The 17,312-nt window shown below is 55.7% G+C and carries 14 protein-coding genes and 1 rRNA gene; 10 read left to right on the top strand and 5 right to left on the bottom strand.

The features are described 5' to 3' along the window. Positions 1-45: 45 nt before the first annotated feature. Together viaA and ravA are read right to left on the bottom strand one after the other, a co-directional pair. Positions 46-1,506: an ATPase RavA stimulator ViaA gene (gene viaA, locus VIJ98_RS19850; protein WP_154156963.1), complete on the bottom strand. Its 1,461-nt coding sequence runs from the start codon at positions 1,504-1,506 to the stop codon at positions 46-48. Continuing rightward, positions 1,503-2,999, bottom strand: coding sequence for an ATPase RavA (gene ravA / locus VIJ98_RS19845; RefSeq protein ID WP_154194995.1), 1,497 nt, complete (start codon positions 2,997-2,999; stop codon positions 1,503-1,505). The genes viaA and ravA overlap by 4 nt, the downstream gene beginning before the upstream one ends. 297 nt (positions 3,000-3,296) lie before the next feature. Between ravA and kup the strand changes: the two genes are divergently transcribed. Beyond that, complete coding sequence (gene kup, locus VIJ98_RS19840) at positions 3,297-5,165, top strand: low affinity potassium transporter Kup (protein ID WP_008106742.1); 1,869 nt, start codon at positions 3,297-3,299, stop codon at positions 5,163-5,165. A 99-nt stretch (positions 5,166-5,264) separates the two neighbouring features. On the opposite strand, the gene qseC is transcribed toward kup, so the two are convergent. Continuing rightward, the gene (gene qseC / locus VIJ98_RS19835) at positions 5,265-6,596 is read right to left on the bottom strand and encodes a quorum sensing histidine kinase QseC (RefSeq protein ID WP_323275656.1); all 1,332 of its coding nucleotides are present in this window, start codon (positions 6,594-6,596) and stop codon (positions 5,265-5,267) included. After that, complete coding sequence (gene qseB / locus VIJ98_RS19830) at positions 6,593-7,255, bottom strand: quorum sensing response regulator transcription factor QseB (protein ID WP_323275654.1); 663 nt, start codon at positions 7,253-7,255, stop codon at positions 6,593-6,595. The genes qseC and qseB overlap by 4 nt, the downstream gene beginning before the upstream one ends. Before the next feature lie 180 nt (positions 7,256-7,435). On the opposite strand from qseB, the gene VIJ98_RS19825 reads away from it, so the two are divergent. The 7 genes from VIJ98_RS19825 to rbsR all read left to right on the top strand — a co-directional run bounded on the left by VIJ98_RS19825 (position 7,436) and on the right by rbsR (position 13,800). Further along, on the top strand, positions 7,436-7,831 hold the full coding sequence (locus tag VIJ98_RS19825; protein ID WP_323275652.1) for a YgiW/YdeI family stress tolerance OB fold protein: 396 nt from the start codon (positions 7,436-7,438) through the stop codon (positions 7,829-7,831). 172 nt (positions 7,832-8,003) lie between these two features. After that, positions 8,004-8,423, top strand: coding sequence for a D-ribose pyranase (rbsD, locus tag VIJ98_RS19820; protein WP_323275650.1), 420 nt, complete (start codon positions 8,004-8,006; stop codon positions 8,421-8,423). A 7-nt stretch (positions 8,424-8,430) separates the two neighbouring features. After that, positions 8,431-9,939: a ribose ABC transporter ATP-binding protein RbsA gene (gene rbsA / locus VIJ98_RS19815; RefSeq protein ID WP_154194989.1), complete on the top strand. Its 1,509-nt coding sequence runs from the start codon at positions 8,431-8,433 to the stop codon at positions 9,937-9,939. Further along, complete coding sequence (rbsC, locus tag VIJ98_RS19810) at positions 9,936-10,907, top strand: ribose ABC transporter permease (RefSeq protein WP_008106756.1); 972 nt, start codon at positions 9,936-9,938, stop codon at positions 10,905-10,907. The genes rbsA and rbsC overlap by 4 nt, the downstream gene beginning before the upstream one ends. Positions 10,908-10,933: 26 nt before the next feature. Beyond that, positions 10,934-11,809, top strand: coding sequence for a ribose ABC transporter substrate-binding protein RbsB (gene rbsB, locus VIJ98_RS19805; protein ID WP_008106759.1), 876 nt, complete (start codon positions 10,934-10,936; stop codon positions 11,807-11,809). 64 nt (positions 11,810-11,873) lie between these two features. After that, a complete protein-coding gene (rbsK, locus tag VIJ98_RS19800; RefSeq protein ID WP_323275648.1) occupies positions 11,874-12,803 on the top strand; it encodes a ribokinase in 930 nt (309 codons plus the stop codon). A 4-nt stretch (positions 12,804-12,807) separates the two neighbouring features. Continuing rightward, entirely contained in the window at positions 12,808-13,800 is a 993-nt protein-coding gene (gene rbsR, locus VIJ98_RS19795) for a ribose operon transcriptional repressor RbsR (RefSeq protein ID WP_407330287.1), read from the top strand. Here the strand turns inward: rbsR and mdtD are convergent. Further along, positions 13,797-15,200: a multidrug transporter subunit MdtD gene (gene mdtD, locus VIJ98_RS19790; protein ID WP_323275646.1), complete on the bottom strand. Its 1,404-nt coding sequence runs from the start codon at positions 15,198-15,200 to the stop codon at positions 13,797-13,799. The genes rbsR and mdtD overlap by 4 nt on opposite strands. On the opposite strand from mdtD, the gene VIJ98_RS19785 reads away from it, so the two are divergent. Together VIJ98_RS19785 and VIJ98_RS19780 are read left to right on the top strand one after the other, a co-directional pair. Further along, positions 15,139-15,351 (top strand): hypothetical protein, encoded by a 213-nt coding sequence (locus tag VIJ98_RS19785; protein WP_323275886.1) that lies wholly within the window; start codon positions 15,139-15,141, stop codon positions 15,349-15,351. The two genes, mdtD and VIJ98_RS19785, sit on opposite strands and share 62 nt — an antisense overlap. A 402-nt stretch (positions 15,352-15,753) precedes the next feature. Next, positions 15,754-17,293 (top strand): 16S ribosomal RNA (locus VIJ98_RS19780). Positions 17,294-17,312 lie beyond the last annotated feature (19 nt).

Here is a 17,312-nt window from a genome sequence, read left to right as displayed (position 1 = left end):
GCTCGAACTTATCAATATAGCAAATTAGCATTTCCGTCAGATGAATTAGCGCTGCCAGCGGCGCAGCAGACGGCTTTTCAGGCCGGTATCGAAGCGCCAGATGTGATCGAAGATGCGCAGGATGCCGGGTTTGCCATGCAGGGACATCGCCACCGCATGGAAACGCTGTTGATGTTGGCGCTGACGCTGCTTAATGGTGCTGACGATGTCGTCCGGCAAACGTTGGGCAATAAAGTCAGAGACGATCACCGCATCCGCTTCCTGCCAGGCGCTGCCTTCCATGCGTTTCACCACCGCCGCAAGGCAGGCCGCGAGATCGGTGCCGCCGCGAAAACGCTGGCTGAGGAAACGGATCGCCTGCTCAATGCCGTTGTCGGCGGTGAGCTCATAGCCGATCACTTCATGAGCGAACAGCATGATGTAGCAGCGGCGCTTATCCGCCAGCGCCACTTTCAGCAGCGCCAGGCAAAAGGCTTTGGCGCAGCGTTCGTTGAAACCGCCCATCGAACCGGACGTATCAACGCAGACGATAAACGGGCCGCGCGGTTGCTCTTCATGCTGCTGGTGGCTGACCGGACTCATGGTGACTTTTTCATGCCACGCATCGCCCTGCAGACGATAAGTCAGCAAGCGTTTTTCAACTAAGCGCCGATAAAACTCCAGCTCTAACTCGCTGATGCTCAATGCCGCCAATTCAGGTGGCAACAGACGCAGCACATCATCGCTTTGATGAATGCCGCTGACCTCTTCCGGCACGTTATCCGGTTCGCGCACCAGCTGGTGAAACTCCTCCAGCGGCGCATCCTGCGACGGCACCGATTTAGCTTCGCGGCTGCGACCCAACTGCTGCGCCAGCTTCATCAGCTCCGGCTGCTGGGCAAGGAAATCGCCGTACTGCACGATGAGTTCGTAATCGCCGTGCTGCAGCGGCGCTTTGCTCAAATCCCACAGGCGTCCGGCGGCGGCTTCATCATCATCGGTAAGGATTGGCGCCAGCTGACCGCTGATCGCCATGCGCTGTTGCAGCTCGGCCATCAAGCGTTCGCGCTGCTCTTCGAGAATGGTTTCATTCAGCGTTAGCGTTTGCAGCGTCAGGCTGAGACGCCAGCGTTGCAGGAACAGCGTGTGTTGCGCGTTGCTGAGCTGGTCGCTTTCGGCATTCAGCAGCAGTTTGCTGGCTTCTTCGATGAACGGCGACGGCAGGCTTTTCAGCTGCGTCATGATGTTGGGTAACTGCTGGGTGAAATGTTGCGTGCTGAGCAGCTGCATCTGCTGAAACAGCTGAAACTCCTGCGCCAGCGCTTCTGGCACCGGCGTGACTTTGATCTGCTCGGCGATCTCCGATCGCCAGCGTGGCAGATCGCGCATCATGGCTTGCTTCAGGCGGGGAAACTTCTCAAAGAACAGCGCCAGCTGCGGCGAGGCGAGCAGCGCGATAATCAGCTCTTCGATTAACTCGGTTTCGCCAATCGACAGCAGCGCACTCAGCGTCTCCAGTGAGATCATTTTCTCGCCTGTTTCAGCTGTTCCGCGACATCCTGCAGGCTGGTTTCAATGCGTGCCAGCCAGTCATCGCTAATGAACAGGCAGCGCTGATGCTGGCTGAACAGCGTGCGCTGCGCGCGCAACTGGGTTTCCAGCGCGTCATATTCATCGGCGATCTCCTGCGGCATCTCGCTGCTGCTGCTGGCGCCCGGCAGCGTCAGACGCGTGGATTGCAGGCTAACATCGCGCAGCGTCAGACAATGATGGGTATCCACCAGCATATCCAGCGTTTGCCCAAAGCCGATGCCGTTCAGCTTGCCGCGAATTTCACCGCCCTTCAGCAGCCACTGATCCAGTGCTTCACGGCCAATCAGAATGTGCGTCACCTGCATGTCGTGCAGCATTAACGGCTGTTGCAGCATCAGCGTCAGCTGCTCATCGGTAATGGCGGCGGGTAATTCGTAATGCGGTTTGCGGCTGAACATGCCGCTGTGTTTCTCCAGCGTCAGCGCTTGCGCCACGCTTTGCTGCTGTTGCAGCGCCAGACGGCGGCCTTTGATCTGCTGCAGCTTATGCAACAGCGCTTGTTGCTGCCACGCATGTTGCGACATCAGCGTATCGATTTCGCGATCCAGCATTTTCATCGATGCCACGTCATGCCACAGGCAATCTTTCAGCAGTACTAAGTCGATGGGCGCGATAGTCACGCGACCGCTATAAAAGGCGCTGGCCTGCAACAGGTGAATGGCTTTCTTCCAGCGACGATCGGAAATGTACGGCGCGTCCGGCAGCGTTTCTAACTGCTGACGTAGCTGATAGATCAGTTCAAACACGTGATCCGGCAAACTGACCTGGCTGATGCCTTTCTGCCACTGTTCATACTCTTCATCGCTGATGCGCAGTGATTCCGCCACCGGATTGTCGTTTTCATCCTGCTGGTGGGTGAGCATGCTGCGGAAGTTCTGCTTCTCATGCACGTTATCCAGCCACAGACGAATCAACATGCGGTCATAAAGCGCTTCCAGTCCGCTATCGGCTTCTGGCAGTTCGTTGGAAGCGGTAACCAGCAAGCGCATCGGGATTTTTTCTTCGCTGTCGCCATTACGGAAACGGCGTTCGTTGATGGCGGTCAGCAAGGTATTCAGAATCGCCGGGCCGGCTTTCCAGATTTCGTCGAGGAAGACAATTTCGGCATCCGGCAGATAGCCTTTGGTGAGACGCTGATACCGCCCTTCATCTTTCAGTGCCTGAATCGACAGCGGGCCAAACACCTCTTCCGGGGTGGAAAAACGGGTCATCAGGTATTCAAAAGCGCGGGCGTGCTGGAAGGCGTATTTTAATCGGCGGGCAATCAGACTCTTGGCGATGCCCGGCGGCCCGAGCAGAAACACGCTTTCGCCACTTAAGGCTGCCAGCAAACAGAGGCGGATCGCATGATGGCGTTCATACAGCCCTTTTTCCAGAGCGTTGCTCAGGCGAGAAATTCTTTCTGCCAAAAGATGGGGTTGAGCCATAATCACATCATTATCCTTTTGATCCTGGTGCCGTCATATTCTGGCGAGCGCAATACTCTACTGATTATCATGCGCAATTGCGTTGATAGCCGTCAGCTTTTTTGTTTCAGAAGGTTGATGCGAGAGAACTCGCCGCTTCCAACGGTTTTTTGGCGCTATTTTCGGCGAAAAACCGCGTCACCAACGCGATGGTGACACTTTGTAAGAGTAGGTTTTTTTGGGAATATGTGCATACTGTGCGCTTTTTGATGGCTTGAGCGGAAGGCAAGTGCCTCCGGCTCCAACAAAAGACAACTTATGAGCTCGGATAAGAAACAGTCCCTTGGGGCAGTCACGCTGGCGGCAATTGGCGTGGTGTATGGCGATATCGGTACCAGCCCGCTCTATACATTGCGTGAATGTCTCTCTGGTCAGTTTGGATTTGGCGTAGAGCGCGAAGCGGTATTTGGCTTCCTGTCGCTGATCTTCTGGCTGCTGATTCTGGTGGTGTCGCTGAAGTACATCAGCTACGTAATGCGCGCGGATAACGCCGGTGAAGGCGGGATTTTAACGCTGATGTCGCTGGCCGGACGCCATACCGGTGCCAGAGCCACGGCAATTCTGGTGATCATGGGACTGATTGGCGGCAGTTTCTTCTACGGGGAAGTGGTGATTACGCCGGCGGTTTCGGTGTTATCGGCGATTGAAGGTCTGGAAATTGCCGCGCCAAGTCTTGATGCCTACATCGTGCCGTTGGCGATTGCAGTGCTGACTTTGCTGTTTGTCATCCAAAAACACGGCACCGGTATCGTCGGCAAGCTGTTCGCGCCGGTGATGCTGCTGTGGTTTTTGGTGCTGGCGGTACTGGGCGCGCGCAGCATTATCGACAATCCTGACGTCCTGCATGCGATGAACCCGTATTGGGCGGTGCACTTCTTCATCCAATATAAAACCGTATCCTTCTTCGCGCTGGGCGCGGTGGTGCTGGCGATTACCGGCGTAGAAGCGCTGTATGCCGATATGGGCCACTTCGGTAAATTCCCGATTCGTCTCGCCTGGTTCATCGTGGTGCTGCCTTCGCTGGTGCTCAACTACTTTGGTCAGGGCGCGCTGCTGCTCAAACATCCCGAAGCGATCAAAAACCCGTTCTTCCTGCTCGCGCCGGATTGGATGCTGATCCCGATGTTGATTCTTGCGACCTTAGCCACGGTGATTGCGTCGCAGGCGGTGATTTCCGGCGTGTTCTCATTAACGCGTCAGGCGGTGCGTCTCGGCTATTTGCCACCGATGCGCATTGTGCACACTTCAGAAGAGGAGTCCGGGCAGATCTATATTCCAGTGATTAACTGGCTGCTCTATTTCTCGGTGGTGATTGTGATTGTCGGCTTCGAGCACTCCAGCAATCTGGCGGCGGCGTACGGCATTGCGGTAACCGGCACCATGGTGCTGACCGCCATTCTCTGTTCAACCGTGGCGATTCAAAACTGGCACTGGAACCGCTATCTGGTGGTGTTGATTCTGATTGCCATGTTGATCATCGACGTGTCGCTGTTCTCCGCCAACCTGATCAAGGTGTTCTCCGGTGGTTGGCTGCCGCTGACGCTGGCGTTGATGATGTTCATCATCATGACCACCTGGAAAAGCGAGCGTTTCCGCCTGCTGCGTCGTATGCATGAGCACGGCAATTCCCTCGAAGCGATGATTGCGTCGCTGGAGAAATCGCCGCCGGTACGCGTGCCGGGCACCGCAGTGTATATGTCGCGGGCGCTGAACGTGATTCCGTTTGCCATGCTGCATAACCTCAAGCACAACAAAGTGTTGCATGAGCGCGTGGTGCTGCTAACGCTGCGTACGGAAGATGCGCCTTACGTGCACAATGTGCGTCGTGTGACCATTGAACAGTTATCGCCGACCTTCTGGCGCGTGGTGGCAAGCTATGGCTGGCGCGAAACGCCAAACGTTGAGGAGATTTTCCACCGCTGCGGTCTTGAAGGCCTAAACTGCCGCATGATGGAAACCTCCTTCTTTATGTCGCATGAATCGCTGATTATCGGCGATCGTCCGTGGTATCTGCGCCTGCGCGGCAAGCTGTTCCTCGCGCTGCAACGCAACGCGCTGCGCGCGCCGGATCAGTTTGAAATCCCACCGAACCGCGTGATCGAGCTGGGAACCCAGGTCGAGATTTAACGTTGTTTGAAGTCGCCATGAATGGAGTAATCCTTTGTAGGGTCGCCATTTATGGCGACCTGGTGCGCATGAATGCGCACCCTACGAAAACGTGGGCATTCACCAACTCAAGGTGACGCGCAATCCTCCGCTGGCGCGCTGGCTGAACTGCAAGCGAATGCCGTGCAGCTGGGCAATATTCTTCACGATGGAAAGCCCCAATCCGCTGCCGGTTTGTGCCTGTCCCGGCGGTCGCCAGAAGCGTTCACCCAACCTTGCCAACTGCTCATCGCTGACGCCCGGCCCGTTATCATCAACGGTAATGGCGCGAACGTTGAGCTGCACATCAATAGTGCTGCCCGACGGCGAATAGCGCAGCGCGTTATCCAGCAGGTTCCGCACCATCAATCCCAGCAACAGCGGATGACCGTTCATCACCGGTTCGGCGTGGCTGGTGAACTGCAAAGCGGTGTTTTGTTGTTCCGCCTGCGGGAAGTGCTCCGCCAGCAGGTTTTGCAGCAGCGGCGCCAGCGCCACCGGCTGAAACTCGCTGCGCAGATCGTCAGCTTCCACGCGTGACAGCGTTAAGAGCTGATCCACCAAACGCGTGGCGCGCACAATGCCGCTGTCCAGCTGCTGAATCGCCCGTTTACGCATCGCTTCATCATCATCGGCCAGCTGAATCACTTCGCTCTGCACGCGCAGCGCCGCCAGCGGGCTGCGCAGTTCATGGGCGGCATCGGAGGTAAAGCGACGTTCGCGCTGCACCAGATGCGCCATACGGCTGAACAAGCCGTTGAGCGCCACCACCAGCGGCTTCACTTCTTTAGGCAGGCGCGTTTCAGGTAATGGCGTGGCATCATCCGGCGCACGCTGGTGCAGTGAAAGCGTAAGGCGTTTCAATGGGCGCAGCTCGAACCACACCAGCGCCAGCAGTAACAGCAGCATAAAGGGCATGGCGATCAGCCACGGCAGCAGGCTGCTGAGTGCCAGATCGCGCGTCATATCTTCGCGGTATTCCCACTCTTGCCCAACCACCACGCGATAACGCTTATCCGCAGAGGTGAGCCACACCAAGCGCCAGCTATCTTTGTCGCCGCGCAGGCGGCCATCGGTAAAGCCATCACGTTGGTAATCAAACTGTAAATCACGCCCATTTTCGCCGTCATTGAGCAGCGGCTGGCCGTCAGCGCTGAAGATGGCAAACGCCAGCGCATCGTCATCCTGATCGCCACGATGATGACGCAGGATCGACTTGGTTTTAGGCAGTTTTTCGTCCTGGAGCGAGGTGGGATCGAGCGTAATTAAACGTTTGGCGAACAGCATTTGCTGAGTATCAAATAGCTCGTCTACCGTATCGCGGGTTTGGTGCCAGGAGCTGAGGCTGGCCAGGCCGCCGCACAGCATAATCAGCAGCACAAAGCCGATGGCGAGGCGCAGAAACAGACTCATTCCGCCGCTCCCAGCGTATAACCGACGCCGTGTACGGTACGAATAAACTGGCTGCCGAGTTTCTTGCGCAGATGATGAATGTGCACTTCCACCGCATTGCTGGAGACATCTTCATCCCAGCTGTAGAGCTTTTCTTCCAGCTGACTGCGCGTCAGCACGCGGCCAGGATTGCGCAGAAACAGCTCCAGTAGCGCCAGTTCGCGGCTCTTCAGGCTGACGGCTTCGCCATCGCACTGCACGCTGTGGCTGCCGGGCGCCATCACCACTTTGCCGTGTTTGAGTTCTGGCTGCAGTTGGCCGTGACGGCGACGGATCAACGCCTGCAAGCGTGCCGCCACTTCTGTTAATGCAAACGGCTTGCACAGGTAATCGTCAGCGCCGAGCTGCAATCCTTGCACGCGCTGATCGAGCGCATCGCGCGCGGTAAGAATCAGCACCGGCACATCCTGTCCTTGCTGGCGCCACTGACGCAGGATATCCAGACCATCGCGTTCTGGCAGCGATAGATCCAGCACCACCGCGTCCCAGGGCGCGGCCGCCAACGCCTGAAATCCGGCTTCGCCGGAGACAAACCAATCCACGCTGAAACCGAGTTTGGTCAACCCGACTTTCAAACCGTCGCCAATCAGCGTGTCATCTTCAATCAGTAAAATGCGCATCAACTCTCCTTCTGTTAAGCGGAGTTATACGAAGCACAATCACTCTTGTACAGCGAAAGTCCCAGCAAATAGACTATTTTTCATGAATGTTAGCTCAACGGATTCTCTTAAGATCCTGTTAAGAACCTTGTGGTGAAATAGCTCCCGTAAACCAACACATTCATGGAAAAGAGGTGACATATGAAAAAATCTGCAGCCCTGTTAGCTATCATCGCTCTGGCCGCCACGCCGGTTCTTGCCGCTCAACAAGGTGGCTTTGTTGATCCGAATGCACCCTCCACGCAGGTGAAGTCTGGTGGTTTCAAAGCCGATAACACCAGCGTTGTCACGGTGAAACAGGCCGAAGAGATGAAGGACGATAGCTGGATCACCGTGCGCGGTACGCTTGAGAAGCAAATCGGTGATGAGGATTATCAGTTCCGTGATGCCACCGGCACCATGAAGGTCGAGATCGATCATAAACGCTGGAACGGTTTGACCATCACGCCGAAGGATCAGGTTGAACTGACCGGCGAACTGGATAAAGATTTCAACTCCATCGAACTGGACGTGAAACAGGTACGTAAACTGCCTTAATCCCTGCTTCGGGGCCGCAGCAGCGGCTCCAACATCCCACCAAACTCAAATTCTCTCTGGCACAAGCGAAACGTTTCGATGGCGATCACATTTCCGTGATGCCGCCATTGAGTTGCCGTGCGCATTTTATACACTCCCGATCAGCGAAACGTTTCGCTGTGGAGTGGAATAAATGAAAAAAGGTCGCTTGTTAAACGCTGAAGTCTCTCATGTGATTGCTCGCCTGGGGCACACCGATACGCTGACGATTGCAGATGCAGGCTTGCCGATTCCGGCTGGTCCACAGCGCATCGATCTGGCGTTAACGCCGGGTACGCCCGAATTTTTACAGGTGGTTGAGGTTGTCACGCAGGAGATGCAGGTCGAAAGCGCCCTGATGGCGGAGGAGATTAAGCAGCACAATCCGCAGCTCCATAGCGCACTGCTCGCCGTGCTCGAAGCCTTGCAACAGCACCAGGGAAATATCATCACCATCCGTTACACCAGCCATGAACAATTCAAACAACAAACGCAGCGTAGTCAGGCGGTCATTCGCAGCGGAGAGTGTTCTCCGTATGCGAATGTCATCCTGAGCGCCGGCGTGACCTTCTGAGGCCGCTATGCAACCGTTATTGCAACTCAAAGGGATTGAAAAGTCGTTTCCTGGCGTTAAAGCGCTGAATGGCGCATCGCTCGCCGTTTATGCGGGACGCGCAATGGCGCTGGTGGGCGAAAACGGCGCGGGCAAATCCACCATGATGAAAGTGCTGACCGGCATATACAGCATGGATGCCGGTTCTATGCAGTGGCTCGGTAAGGATGTGGCGTTCTCTGGCCCGAAAGCGTCGCAGGAAGCGGGTATTGGCATTATCCATCAGGAACTTAACCTGATTCCGCAATTGACCGTCGCCGAGAATATCTTCCTTGGCCGCGAATTTGTTAACCGCTTTGGCCGCATCGAATGGAAAAAGATGTACGCCGAGGCGGATGCGCTATTAAAGCGCCTCAATCTGCGCTTCAACAGCCACAAGCTGGTGGGCGATTTGTCGATTGGCGATCAGCAGATGGTGGAGATCGCCAAAGTGCTCAGCTTCGAGTCGAAAGTCATCATTATGGATGAACCGACCGATGCGCTGACCGATACCGAAACGCTGTCGCTGTTCCGCGTCATCAACGAACTGAAAGCGCAGGGCTGCGGCATCGTCTATATCTCGCACCGCATGAAAGAGATCTTCGAGATTTGCGATGACGTCACCGTGTTCCGCGATGGGCAGTTTATTGCCGAGCGTGCGGTGTGCGATCTCAGCGAAGAGAGCCTGATCGAGATGATGGTCGGCCGCAAGCTGGAAGATCAATATCCGCGTATCGATCAACAGCCGGGTGAGATCCGCTTAAAAGTTGAAAACCTCAGCGGTCCGGGCGTTGATGACGTCAGCTTTACGCTGCGCAAAGGGGAAATCCTTGGCGTGTCGGGCCTGATGGGCGCGGGACGTACCGAACTGATGAAAGTGCTGTACGGCGCGCTGCCGCGCAGTAAAGGTAAAGTCACGCTGAATGGCCGCGAAATCACCACCCGCTCCCCGCAAGACGGATTGGCGAACGGCATCGTTTATATCTCCGAAGATCGTAAGCGCGATGGTTTGGTGTTGGGCATGTCGGTGAAAGAGAACATGTCGCTGACCGCGCTGCGCTATTTCAGCACCGGCGCGGGCAACCTGAGACACAGCGACGAGCAGCTGGCGGTGGGCGATTTTATCCGCCTGTTCAACGTCAAAACCCCTTCAATGGAGCAGCCAATTGGCCTGCTTTCCGGCGGTAATCAGCAAAAAGTGGCGATTGCGCGCGGCCTGATGACGCGCCCTGATGTGTTGATTCTTGATGAGCCAACGCGCGGCGTCGATGTCGGGGCAAAGAAAGAAATTTATCAGTTAATTAACCAGTTTAAAGCCGAAGGGCTGAGCATCATTTTGGTGTCGTCGGAAATGCCCGAAGTGCTGGGCATGAGCGACCGCATCGTGGTGATGCATGAAGGCCATCTGAGTGGCGAATTTTCCCGTGAGCAAGCTACCCAGGAATCCCTGATGGCGGCGGCAGTCGGTAAGCAACACAGCGAGGAGTTAGTTGTATGAGCACCCAAACCTTACCCGCCAGCCGTCGCTGGTTCAGCAAAGCCTGGCTGCTGGAGCAGAAATCACTGATTGCATTGATCGTGCTGATCGCCGTGGTTGCCAGCCAGAGCCCGAACTTCTTCACGCTGGCCAACATGTTCAACATTCTGCAGCAGACCTCGGTCAACGCCATTATGGCGGTCGGCATGACGCTGGTGATTCTGACTTCGGGCATTGATCTGTCCGTGGGATCGCTGCTGGCGCTGACCGGCGCGGTGGCGGCATCGATTGTCGGATTAGAAGTGAATGCGCTGGTGGCCGTTGCGGCTTCGCTGGCGCTGGGAGCGGCAATTGGCGGTATTACCGGCGTGATTGTGGCGCGCGGCAAGGTACAGGCTTTCATCGCCACGCTGGTGATGATGTTGCTGCTGCGCGGCGTCACCATGGTTTACACCAACGGCAGCCCGATCAATACCGGCTTCAACGATAACGCCGATCTGTTTGGCTGGTTCGGTATTGGTCGTCCGCTGGGCATCCCAACGCCGGTGTGGCTGATGGTCGCGGTGTTTGGGTTGGCGTGGTACATGCTGCATCACACGCGCCTTGGCCGTTACATCTATGCGTTGGGTGGCAACGAAGCGGCTACACGTTTGTCAGGCATCAACGTTAATCGCGTCAAAATCATCGTTTATTCGCTGTGCGGCCTGCTGGCGGCATTGGCGGGCACCATCGAGGTGGCGCGTCTCTCTTCCGCACAACCTACCGCGGGCACCGGTTATGAACTGGATGCGATCGCGGCGGTGGTGCTGGGTGGTACCAGCCTGGCGGGCGGCAAAGGTCGCATCATGGGCACGCTGATTGGTGCGTTGATCCTCGGTTTCCTGAACAACGGCCTGAATCTGATGGGCGTATCGTCTTACTACCAAATGATTGTTAAAGCCGTCGTCATTCTGCTAGCGGTGCTGGTGGATAACAAAAGCAGTAAATAACTCTGACCTTCACACAGGATTTAAAAATGAAAAAGTTAACTGCATTGGCCGTCATTCTTGGCGCCACCCTCAGTGCTGGCGCGATGGCAAAGGACACCATTGCTCTGGTGGTTTCAACCCTGAATAATCCGTTCTTTGTGTCTCTGAAAGATGGCGCACAGAAAGAAGCTGACCAACTGGGTTATAACCTCGTGGTGCTGGATTCGCAGAACAACCCGGCGAAAGAGCTGGCGAACGTGCAGGATCTGACGGTGCGCGGCACCAAGCTGCTGCTGATCAACCCAACCGATTCTGATGCGGTGGGTAACGCCGTTAAGATGGCAAACCAGGCGAATATTCCGGTGATCACGCTGGACCGCGTGGCAGCACAGGGCACCGTAGTGAGCCACGTGGCTTCTGACAACCGTTTCGGCGGCAAAATGGCCGGTGACTTCATCGCCAAAAAACTGGGTGATGGCGCGAAAATTATTGAACTGCAAGGCATTGCCGGTACGTCTGCGGCGCGCGAGCGTGGCGAAGGCTTTAAACAAGCGGCTGATGCGCACAAATTCAACATCCTGGCGAGCCAGCCTGCTGACTTCGACCGTACTAAAGGTCTGAACGTAATGCAGAACCTGCTGCAGGGACATCCGGATGTGCAGGCCGTCTTCGCTCAGAACGATGAAATGGCGCTGGGCGCGCTGCGTGCGCTGCAAACTGCCGGGAAAACCGACGTGCTGGTGGTGGGCTTTGACGGCACCGCTGACGGTGTGAAAGCTGTCGAATCAGGTAAACTGACCGCCACTGTGGCTCAGATGCCAGACAAGATTGGTGTGATTGGCGTGCAGACTGCCGATAAAGTATTGAAAGGCGAGAAGGTGCAGGCGGTTAATCCGGTTGACCTGAAGCTGGTTACCAAATAATAAGTAAAGAAAAGCAGGGCAACGCGCCACCGTCCTGGTGGCGCATCTTTCTGGATGAATCCCAATGACCACAAGCGCAAAACTGGCCGTTCTCGGCAGCATCAATGCCGATCACATCCTTAACCTCGCCCACTTTCCACGTCCGGGCGAAACGGTGATCGGGAAACAGTACCAAATTGCCTTTGGCGGCAAAGGGGCCAATCAGGCGGTGGCTGCGGGTCGTGCTGGTGCAGACATTGCCTTTATTGCCTGCGTCGGCGCTGATGATATCGGCGAGCGCATTCGTCAGCAGTTGCAGCAAGACCGTATTGATACCGCACCCGTTGAAACCGTCGCTGATGAATCGACCGGTGTAGCGATGATCTTCGTGAATGGCGAAGGCGAAAATAATATCGGCATCTATTCCGGTGCCAATGCCGCGCTGACGCCAGCTCGCGTTGCGCAGCATCAGCAAGTGATTGCCGATGCCGATGCGTTGCTGATGCAGCTGGAATCTCCGCTGGAAAGCGTTCTGGCCGCCGCGAAGATTGCTCGCGCGCAGCAGACGCAAGTGATCCTGAATCCCGCTCCGGCCACCGCGCTCTCTGATGAGCTGCTCGCGCTTATCGACATCATCACGCCAAATGAAACCGAAGCAGAAATTCTCACCGGCATTGCGGTGAAGAGCGATGAAGATGCCGCGCGTGCTGCTGCGGCATTGCATGCCAAAGGTATTGCTACCGTGTTAATTACGCTAGGTCGTCGCGGTGTGTGGCTGAGTGAGCAAGGCAACGGCGTGCGTATTCCGGGCTTCAGCGTGCAGGCCATCGATACTATCGCGGCTGGCGATACCTTCAACGGAGCGTTTATTACCGCACGTCTGGAAGGTGTGCCAATGCACGATGCCGTGCGTTTCGCCCATGCCGCCGCCGCGATTGCGGTAACGCGTCCGGGCGCGCAGCCCTCAGTGCCGTGGCGCACTGAAATCGACGCCTTCCTGCAACAACAGGGCTAAGCGCTTGGCTACCATGAAAGATGTCGCTCGCCTGGCGGGCGTCTCCACCTCCACCGTTTCACACGTCATTAATAACAATCGCTTTGTCAGCGAGCAGGTGCGTGAAAAGGTGGATCAGGCAATTCGTGAGCTTAACTATGCGCCGTCCGCGCTGGCCCGCAGCCTGAAGATCAAACAAACCCGCACCATCGGCATGCTGCTAACCGCCAGCAGTAACCCGTTCTATTCCGAAGTGGTGCGCGGCGTGGAAAACAGCTGCTACGAACGCGGCTACAGCCTGATTCTGTGTAATACCGAAGGCGATGAAGAGCGCATGAATCGCAGCCTCGAAACGCTGATGCAAAAGCGCGTCGATGGTTTACTGATAATGTGCACCGAAACCCATCTGCCATCGGCGGAGATCCTCAATCGCTATCCGTCGGTGCCGATGGTAATGATGGACTGGGCGCCATTTGAAGGGCGCGGCGACATTATTCAGGATAACGCGCTGCTAGGTGGCGAGCTGGCAACTCAGCATCTGATCGATCGCGGCTATACGCGCATTGCTTGTATTGCCGGCCCGCAGGATAAAACCCCCGCGCGTTTGCGTCTTGAAGGTTTCCATAAAGCGATGGCCAACAGCGGATTAGCGGTTCCGTCGGGTTATGTGGTTGATGGCGATTTCGAGTTTCAGGGCGGCTTCAACGCTATGAATCAATTGCTGACGCTGGATACGCTGCCAGAAGCGATATTCACCAGCAACGATGCGATGGCGGTTGGCGTCTATCACGCCTTGTTCCAGGCCGGATTGCGCGTGCCGCAGGATATTGCGGTGATGGGCTATGACAATATCGAGCTGGCGCGTTACCTGACGCCGCCGCTTAGCACCATCCATCAGCCGAAAGATGAGTTAGGCGAACTGGCGATTGATACCTTGATTCATCGTATGAGCGATCCCGACGCCAGTCAGCAAACGCTGGTGCTGACGCCGGAGTTGGTGGAGCGCGGTTCGGTCTAAGCCGTTTTCTTCTTTTTCTCGCGGTTGGCGATCAGATTACGGCCATCGCCCGGACGTAACATCATAAAGGTAAAGGCTGACAACACCGTGACGACGCCCATCGTCAGGAAGGTGGCGTGGAATTGTGCGACGGTTGTAGCCTCGACATCCTGATAGAAACGCAGCACTGCGGCGCTCACTGCCACACCAAAGCTGATCGACAGCTGCTGCGTTACCGCCAGTACACTGTTCCCGCCGCTGGCGTTCTCATCATTTAAATCCGCCAGCGTGATGGTGTTCATCGCGGTGAACTGCGTAGACATCGCCATCCCCAGAATCAACAGTGCCGCCAGCAACATCACCACGCTGCCACCCGGCGATTGCAGTGAGAAGGTGGCGATCAATATGCCAATGATGATGGTGATACCAACCAGCGTATGGCGATAACCGAAGCGGCGTAGCACTTGCGTCACCGTGGATTTGGCCAGCAGCGCGCCAATCGCTGTCGGTCCCATCATGCAACCGGCAATCAGTGCGGGATAACCAAAGCCCACTTGCAACATCAGCGGCATCAGGAACGGGATGCAGCCGGTTCCCAGACGTGAAGCGATGTTGCCAATGATGCCGACCGAGAAGGTGCGGGTTTTAAACATTGGCAGATTAATCAGCGGTGCCGGATGGCGACGCGCGTGCACTATATAGAGAAGAAGTAATGCAATGCCGCTAAACAGCACCAGCAAAGCTTGCCATGGCAATACCACGCGCTCGCCGAACAGTTCGATGCCGACCGAGATCAACACCAGACCCAAACCAAACAGCAGGAAGCCTGAAAAGTCGAAGCGGCGTTTTGGGGTAGTGAAGTCCGGCATATATTTGCGCGCGTAAAAGATGCCGGCGATACCGATGGGAATGTTGATGAGAAATATCCAGTGCCAGCTGGCGTAGGTCACTAACAGTCCGCCCAGCATCGGGCCGAGAATCGGCCCCACTAAACCCGGCATGGTAACGAAGTTCAACACCGGCAGCAGTTCACTGCGCGGATAAGCGCGTAACAGTGCCAGGCGCGCGACGGGCATCATCATCGCTCCGCCAATCCCTTGCACCACGCGCGAGACCACTAACATGCTCAGCGAGCCGGACAAGGCACAGGCCAGCGAACCGAGCGTAAATAGCGATACCGCAACAATGAAGATTTTGCGTGTGCCGTAGCGATCGGCCAACCAGCCACTCACCGGGATCAGCATTGCCACCGTTAGCGTGTAACTGATGATGGCGGATTGCATGGCTAAAGGAGAACGTTCGAGGCTGGTGGCGATAGCAGGAAGCGCAGTATTCAGGATGGTGGCATCAAGTGCTTGCATGAAAAACGCCATGGCGGCGATCCAGGGCAAGCCGGCCATACTGCGCGCGGAGCGAATCATTGAAAGTCCTTCTCGAATAATTGTCAGCCTGCGACAAAGAAATTACGTTTGGTTAAAGAGAATAGCATTGGTGTTTAAGGTGATGGCGCTGATTTATGCCGATGAAGCGGCGGTTTTGACTGATTCTTCGCCGGGAAATGTCTGTTTTTAACGCGTTCGTTTAAAAAAGAGGCGCTCAGTCATTTTTTTGCAATTAACCCTTGTCACCTCCGAATAACTCCCTATAATGCGCCACCACTGAGACGGCAAAGCGGCAACGCAGACGGCTCAGCAGGGAGTGAAGAAATTCATCCCGCCGGATGAAAACGCTGAAAAAAGTGTTTGACTCCGAAGGAGAGTAGCGTAGTATACGCCACCTCGCGACAGACGGTTCAGCCGCTGCTCGCAACGCTCTTTAACAATTTATCAGACAATCTGTGTGGGCACTCGCAGGATTGATATCAGCGTCTCCGGACGTAAAAAATATCAAAGCCTCACGAGTGAACACATAATGAAATTCATTATGACGTTTTACAGATGAGCACCGCTGAACTTGTTTCAGCAAATCAAACTTAAATTGAAGAGTTTGATCATGGCTCAGATTGAACGCTGGCGGCAGGCCTAACACATGCAAGTCGAACGGTAGCACAGAGAGCTTGCTCTCGGGTGACGAGTGGCGGACGGGTGAGTAATGTCTGGGAAACTGCCCGATGGAGGGGGATAACTACTGGAAACGGTAGCTAATACCGCATAACGTCGCAAGACCAAAGTGGGGGACCTTCGGGCCTCACACCATCGGATGTGCCCAGATGGGATTAGCTAGTAGGTGGGGTAATGGCTCACCTAGGCGACGATCCCTAGCTGGTCTGAGAGGATGACCAGCCACACTGGAACTGAGACACGGTCCAGACTCCTACGGGAGGCAGCAGTGGGGAATATTGCACAATGGGCGCAAGCCTGATGCAGCCATGCCGCGTGTATGAAGAAGGCCTTCGGGTTGTAAAGTACTTTCAGCGGGGAGGAAGGCGGTGGAGTTAATAACTTCACCGATTGACGTTACCCGCAGAAGAAGCACCGGCTAACTCCGTGCCAGCAGCCGCGGTAATACGGAGGGTGCAAGCGTTAATCGGAATTACTGGGCGTAAAGCGCACGCAGGCGGTCTGTCAAGTCGGATGTGAAATCCCCGGGCTTAACCTGGGAACTGCATTCGAAACTGGCAGGCTAGAGTCTTGTAGAGGGGGGTAGAATTCCAGGTGTAGCGGTGAAATGCGTAGAGATCTGGAGGAATACCGGTGGCGAAGGCGGCCCCCTGGACAAAGACTGACGCTCAGGTGCGAAAGCGTGGGGAGCAAACAGGATTAGATACCCTGGTAGTCCACGCCGTAAACGATGTCGACTTGGAGGTTGTTCCCTTGAGGAGTGGCTTCCGGAGCTAACGCGTTAAGTCGACCGCCTGGGGAGTACGGCCGCAAGGTTAAAACTCAAATGAATTGACGGGGGCCCGCACAAGCGGTGGAGCATGTGGTTTAATTCGATGCAACGCGAAGAACCTTACCTACTCTTGACATCCAGAGAACTTAGCAGAGATGCTTTGGTGCCTTCGGGAACTCTGAGACAGGTGCTGCATGGCTGTCGTCAGCTCGTGTTGTGAAATGTTGGGTTAAGTCCCGCAACGAGCGCAACCCTTATCCTTTGTTGCCAGCGGTTCGGCCGGGAACTCAAAGGAGACTGCCAGTGATAAACTGGAGGAAGGTGGGGATGACGTCAAGTCATCATGGCCCTTACGAGTAGGGCTACACACGTGCTACAATGGCGCATACAAAGAGAAGCGACCTCGCGAGAGCAAGCGGACCTCATAAAGTGCGTCGTAGTCCGGATCGGAGTCTGCAACTCGACTCCGTGAAGTCGGAATCGCTAGTAATCGTAGATCAGAATGCTACGGTGAATACGTTCCCGGGCCTTGTACACACCGCCCGTCACACCATGGGAGTGGGTTGCAAAAGAAGTAGGTAGCTTAACCTTCGGGAGGGCGCTTACCACTTTGTGATTCATGACTGGGGTGAAGTCGTAACAAGGTAACCGTAGGGGAACCTGCGGTTGGATCACCTCCTTACCTGAAGATACCTTCCCGC

This window comes from Pantoea sp. S18 (genome assembly GCF_045689705.1).
In the GTDB taxonomy this organism is placed as follows: domain Bacteria; phylum Pseudomonadota; class Gammaproteobacteria; order Enterobacterales; family Enterobacteriaceae; genus Pantoea; species Pantoea symbiotica.
This window is presented reverse-complemented; position numbering and strand designations above follow the sequence as displayed.

Excerpts from the sequence above, each read along its gene's own strand:
- viaA (WP_154156963.1), bottom strand. The coding sequence starts at position 1,506 with ATGATCTCACTGGAGACGCTGAGTGCGCTGCTGTCGATTGGCGAAACC.
- ravA (WP_154194995.1), bottom strand. The coding sequence starts at position 2,999 with ATGGCTCAACCCCATCTTTTGGCAGAAAGAATTTCTCGCCTGAGCAAC.
- kup (WP_008106742.1), top strand. The coding sequence starts at position 3,297 with ATGAGCTCGGATAAGAAACAGTCCCTTGGGGCAGTCACGCTGGCGGCA.
- qseC (WP_323275656.1), bottom strand. The coding sequence starts at position 6,596 with ATGAGTCTGTTTCTGCGCCTCGCCATCGGCTTTGTGCTGCTGATTATG.
- qseB (WP_323275654.1), bottom strand. The coding sequence starts at position 7,255 with ATGCGCATTTTACTGATTGAAGATGACACGCTGATTGGCGACGGTTTG.
- VIJ98_RS19825 (WP_323275652.1), top strand. The coding sequence starts at position 7,436 with ATGAAAAAATCTGCAGCCCTGTTAGCTATCATCGCTCTGGCCGCCACG.
- rbsD (WP_323275650.1), top strand. The coding sequence starts at position 8,004 with ATGAAAAAAGGTCGCTTGTTAAACGCTGAAGTCTCTCATGTGATTGCT.
- rbsA (WP_154194989.1), top strand. The coding sequence starts at position 8,431 with ATGCAACCGTTATTGCAACTCAAAGGGATTGAAAAGTCGTTTCCTGGC.
- rbsC (WP_008106756.1), top strand. The coding sequence starts at position 9,936 with ATGAGCACCCAAACCTTACCCGCCAGCCGTCGCTGGTTCAGCAAAGCC.
- rbsB (WP_008106759.1), top strand. The coding sequence starts at position 10,934 with ATGAAAAAGTTAACTGCATTGGCCGTCATTCTTGGCGCCACCCTCAGT.
- rbsK (WP_323275648.1), top strand. The coding sequence starts at position 11,874 with ATGACCACAAGCGCAAAACTGGCCGTTCTCGGCAGCATCAATGCCGAT.
- VIJ98_RS19785 (WP_323275886.1), top strand. The coding sequence starts at position 15,139 with ATGAAAAACGCCATGGCGGCGATCCAGGGCAAGCCGGCCATACTGCGC.
- mdtD (WP_323275646.1), bottom strand. The coding sequence starts at position 15,200 with ATGATTCGCTCCGCGCGCAGTATGGCCGGCTTGCCCTGGATCGCCGCC.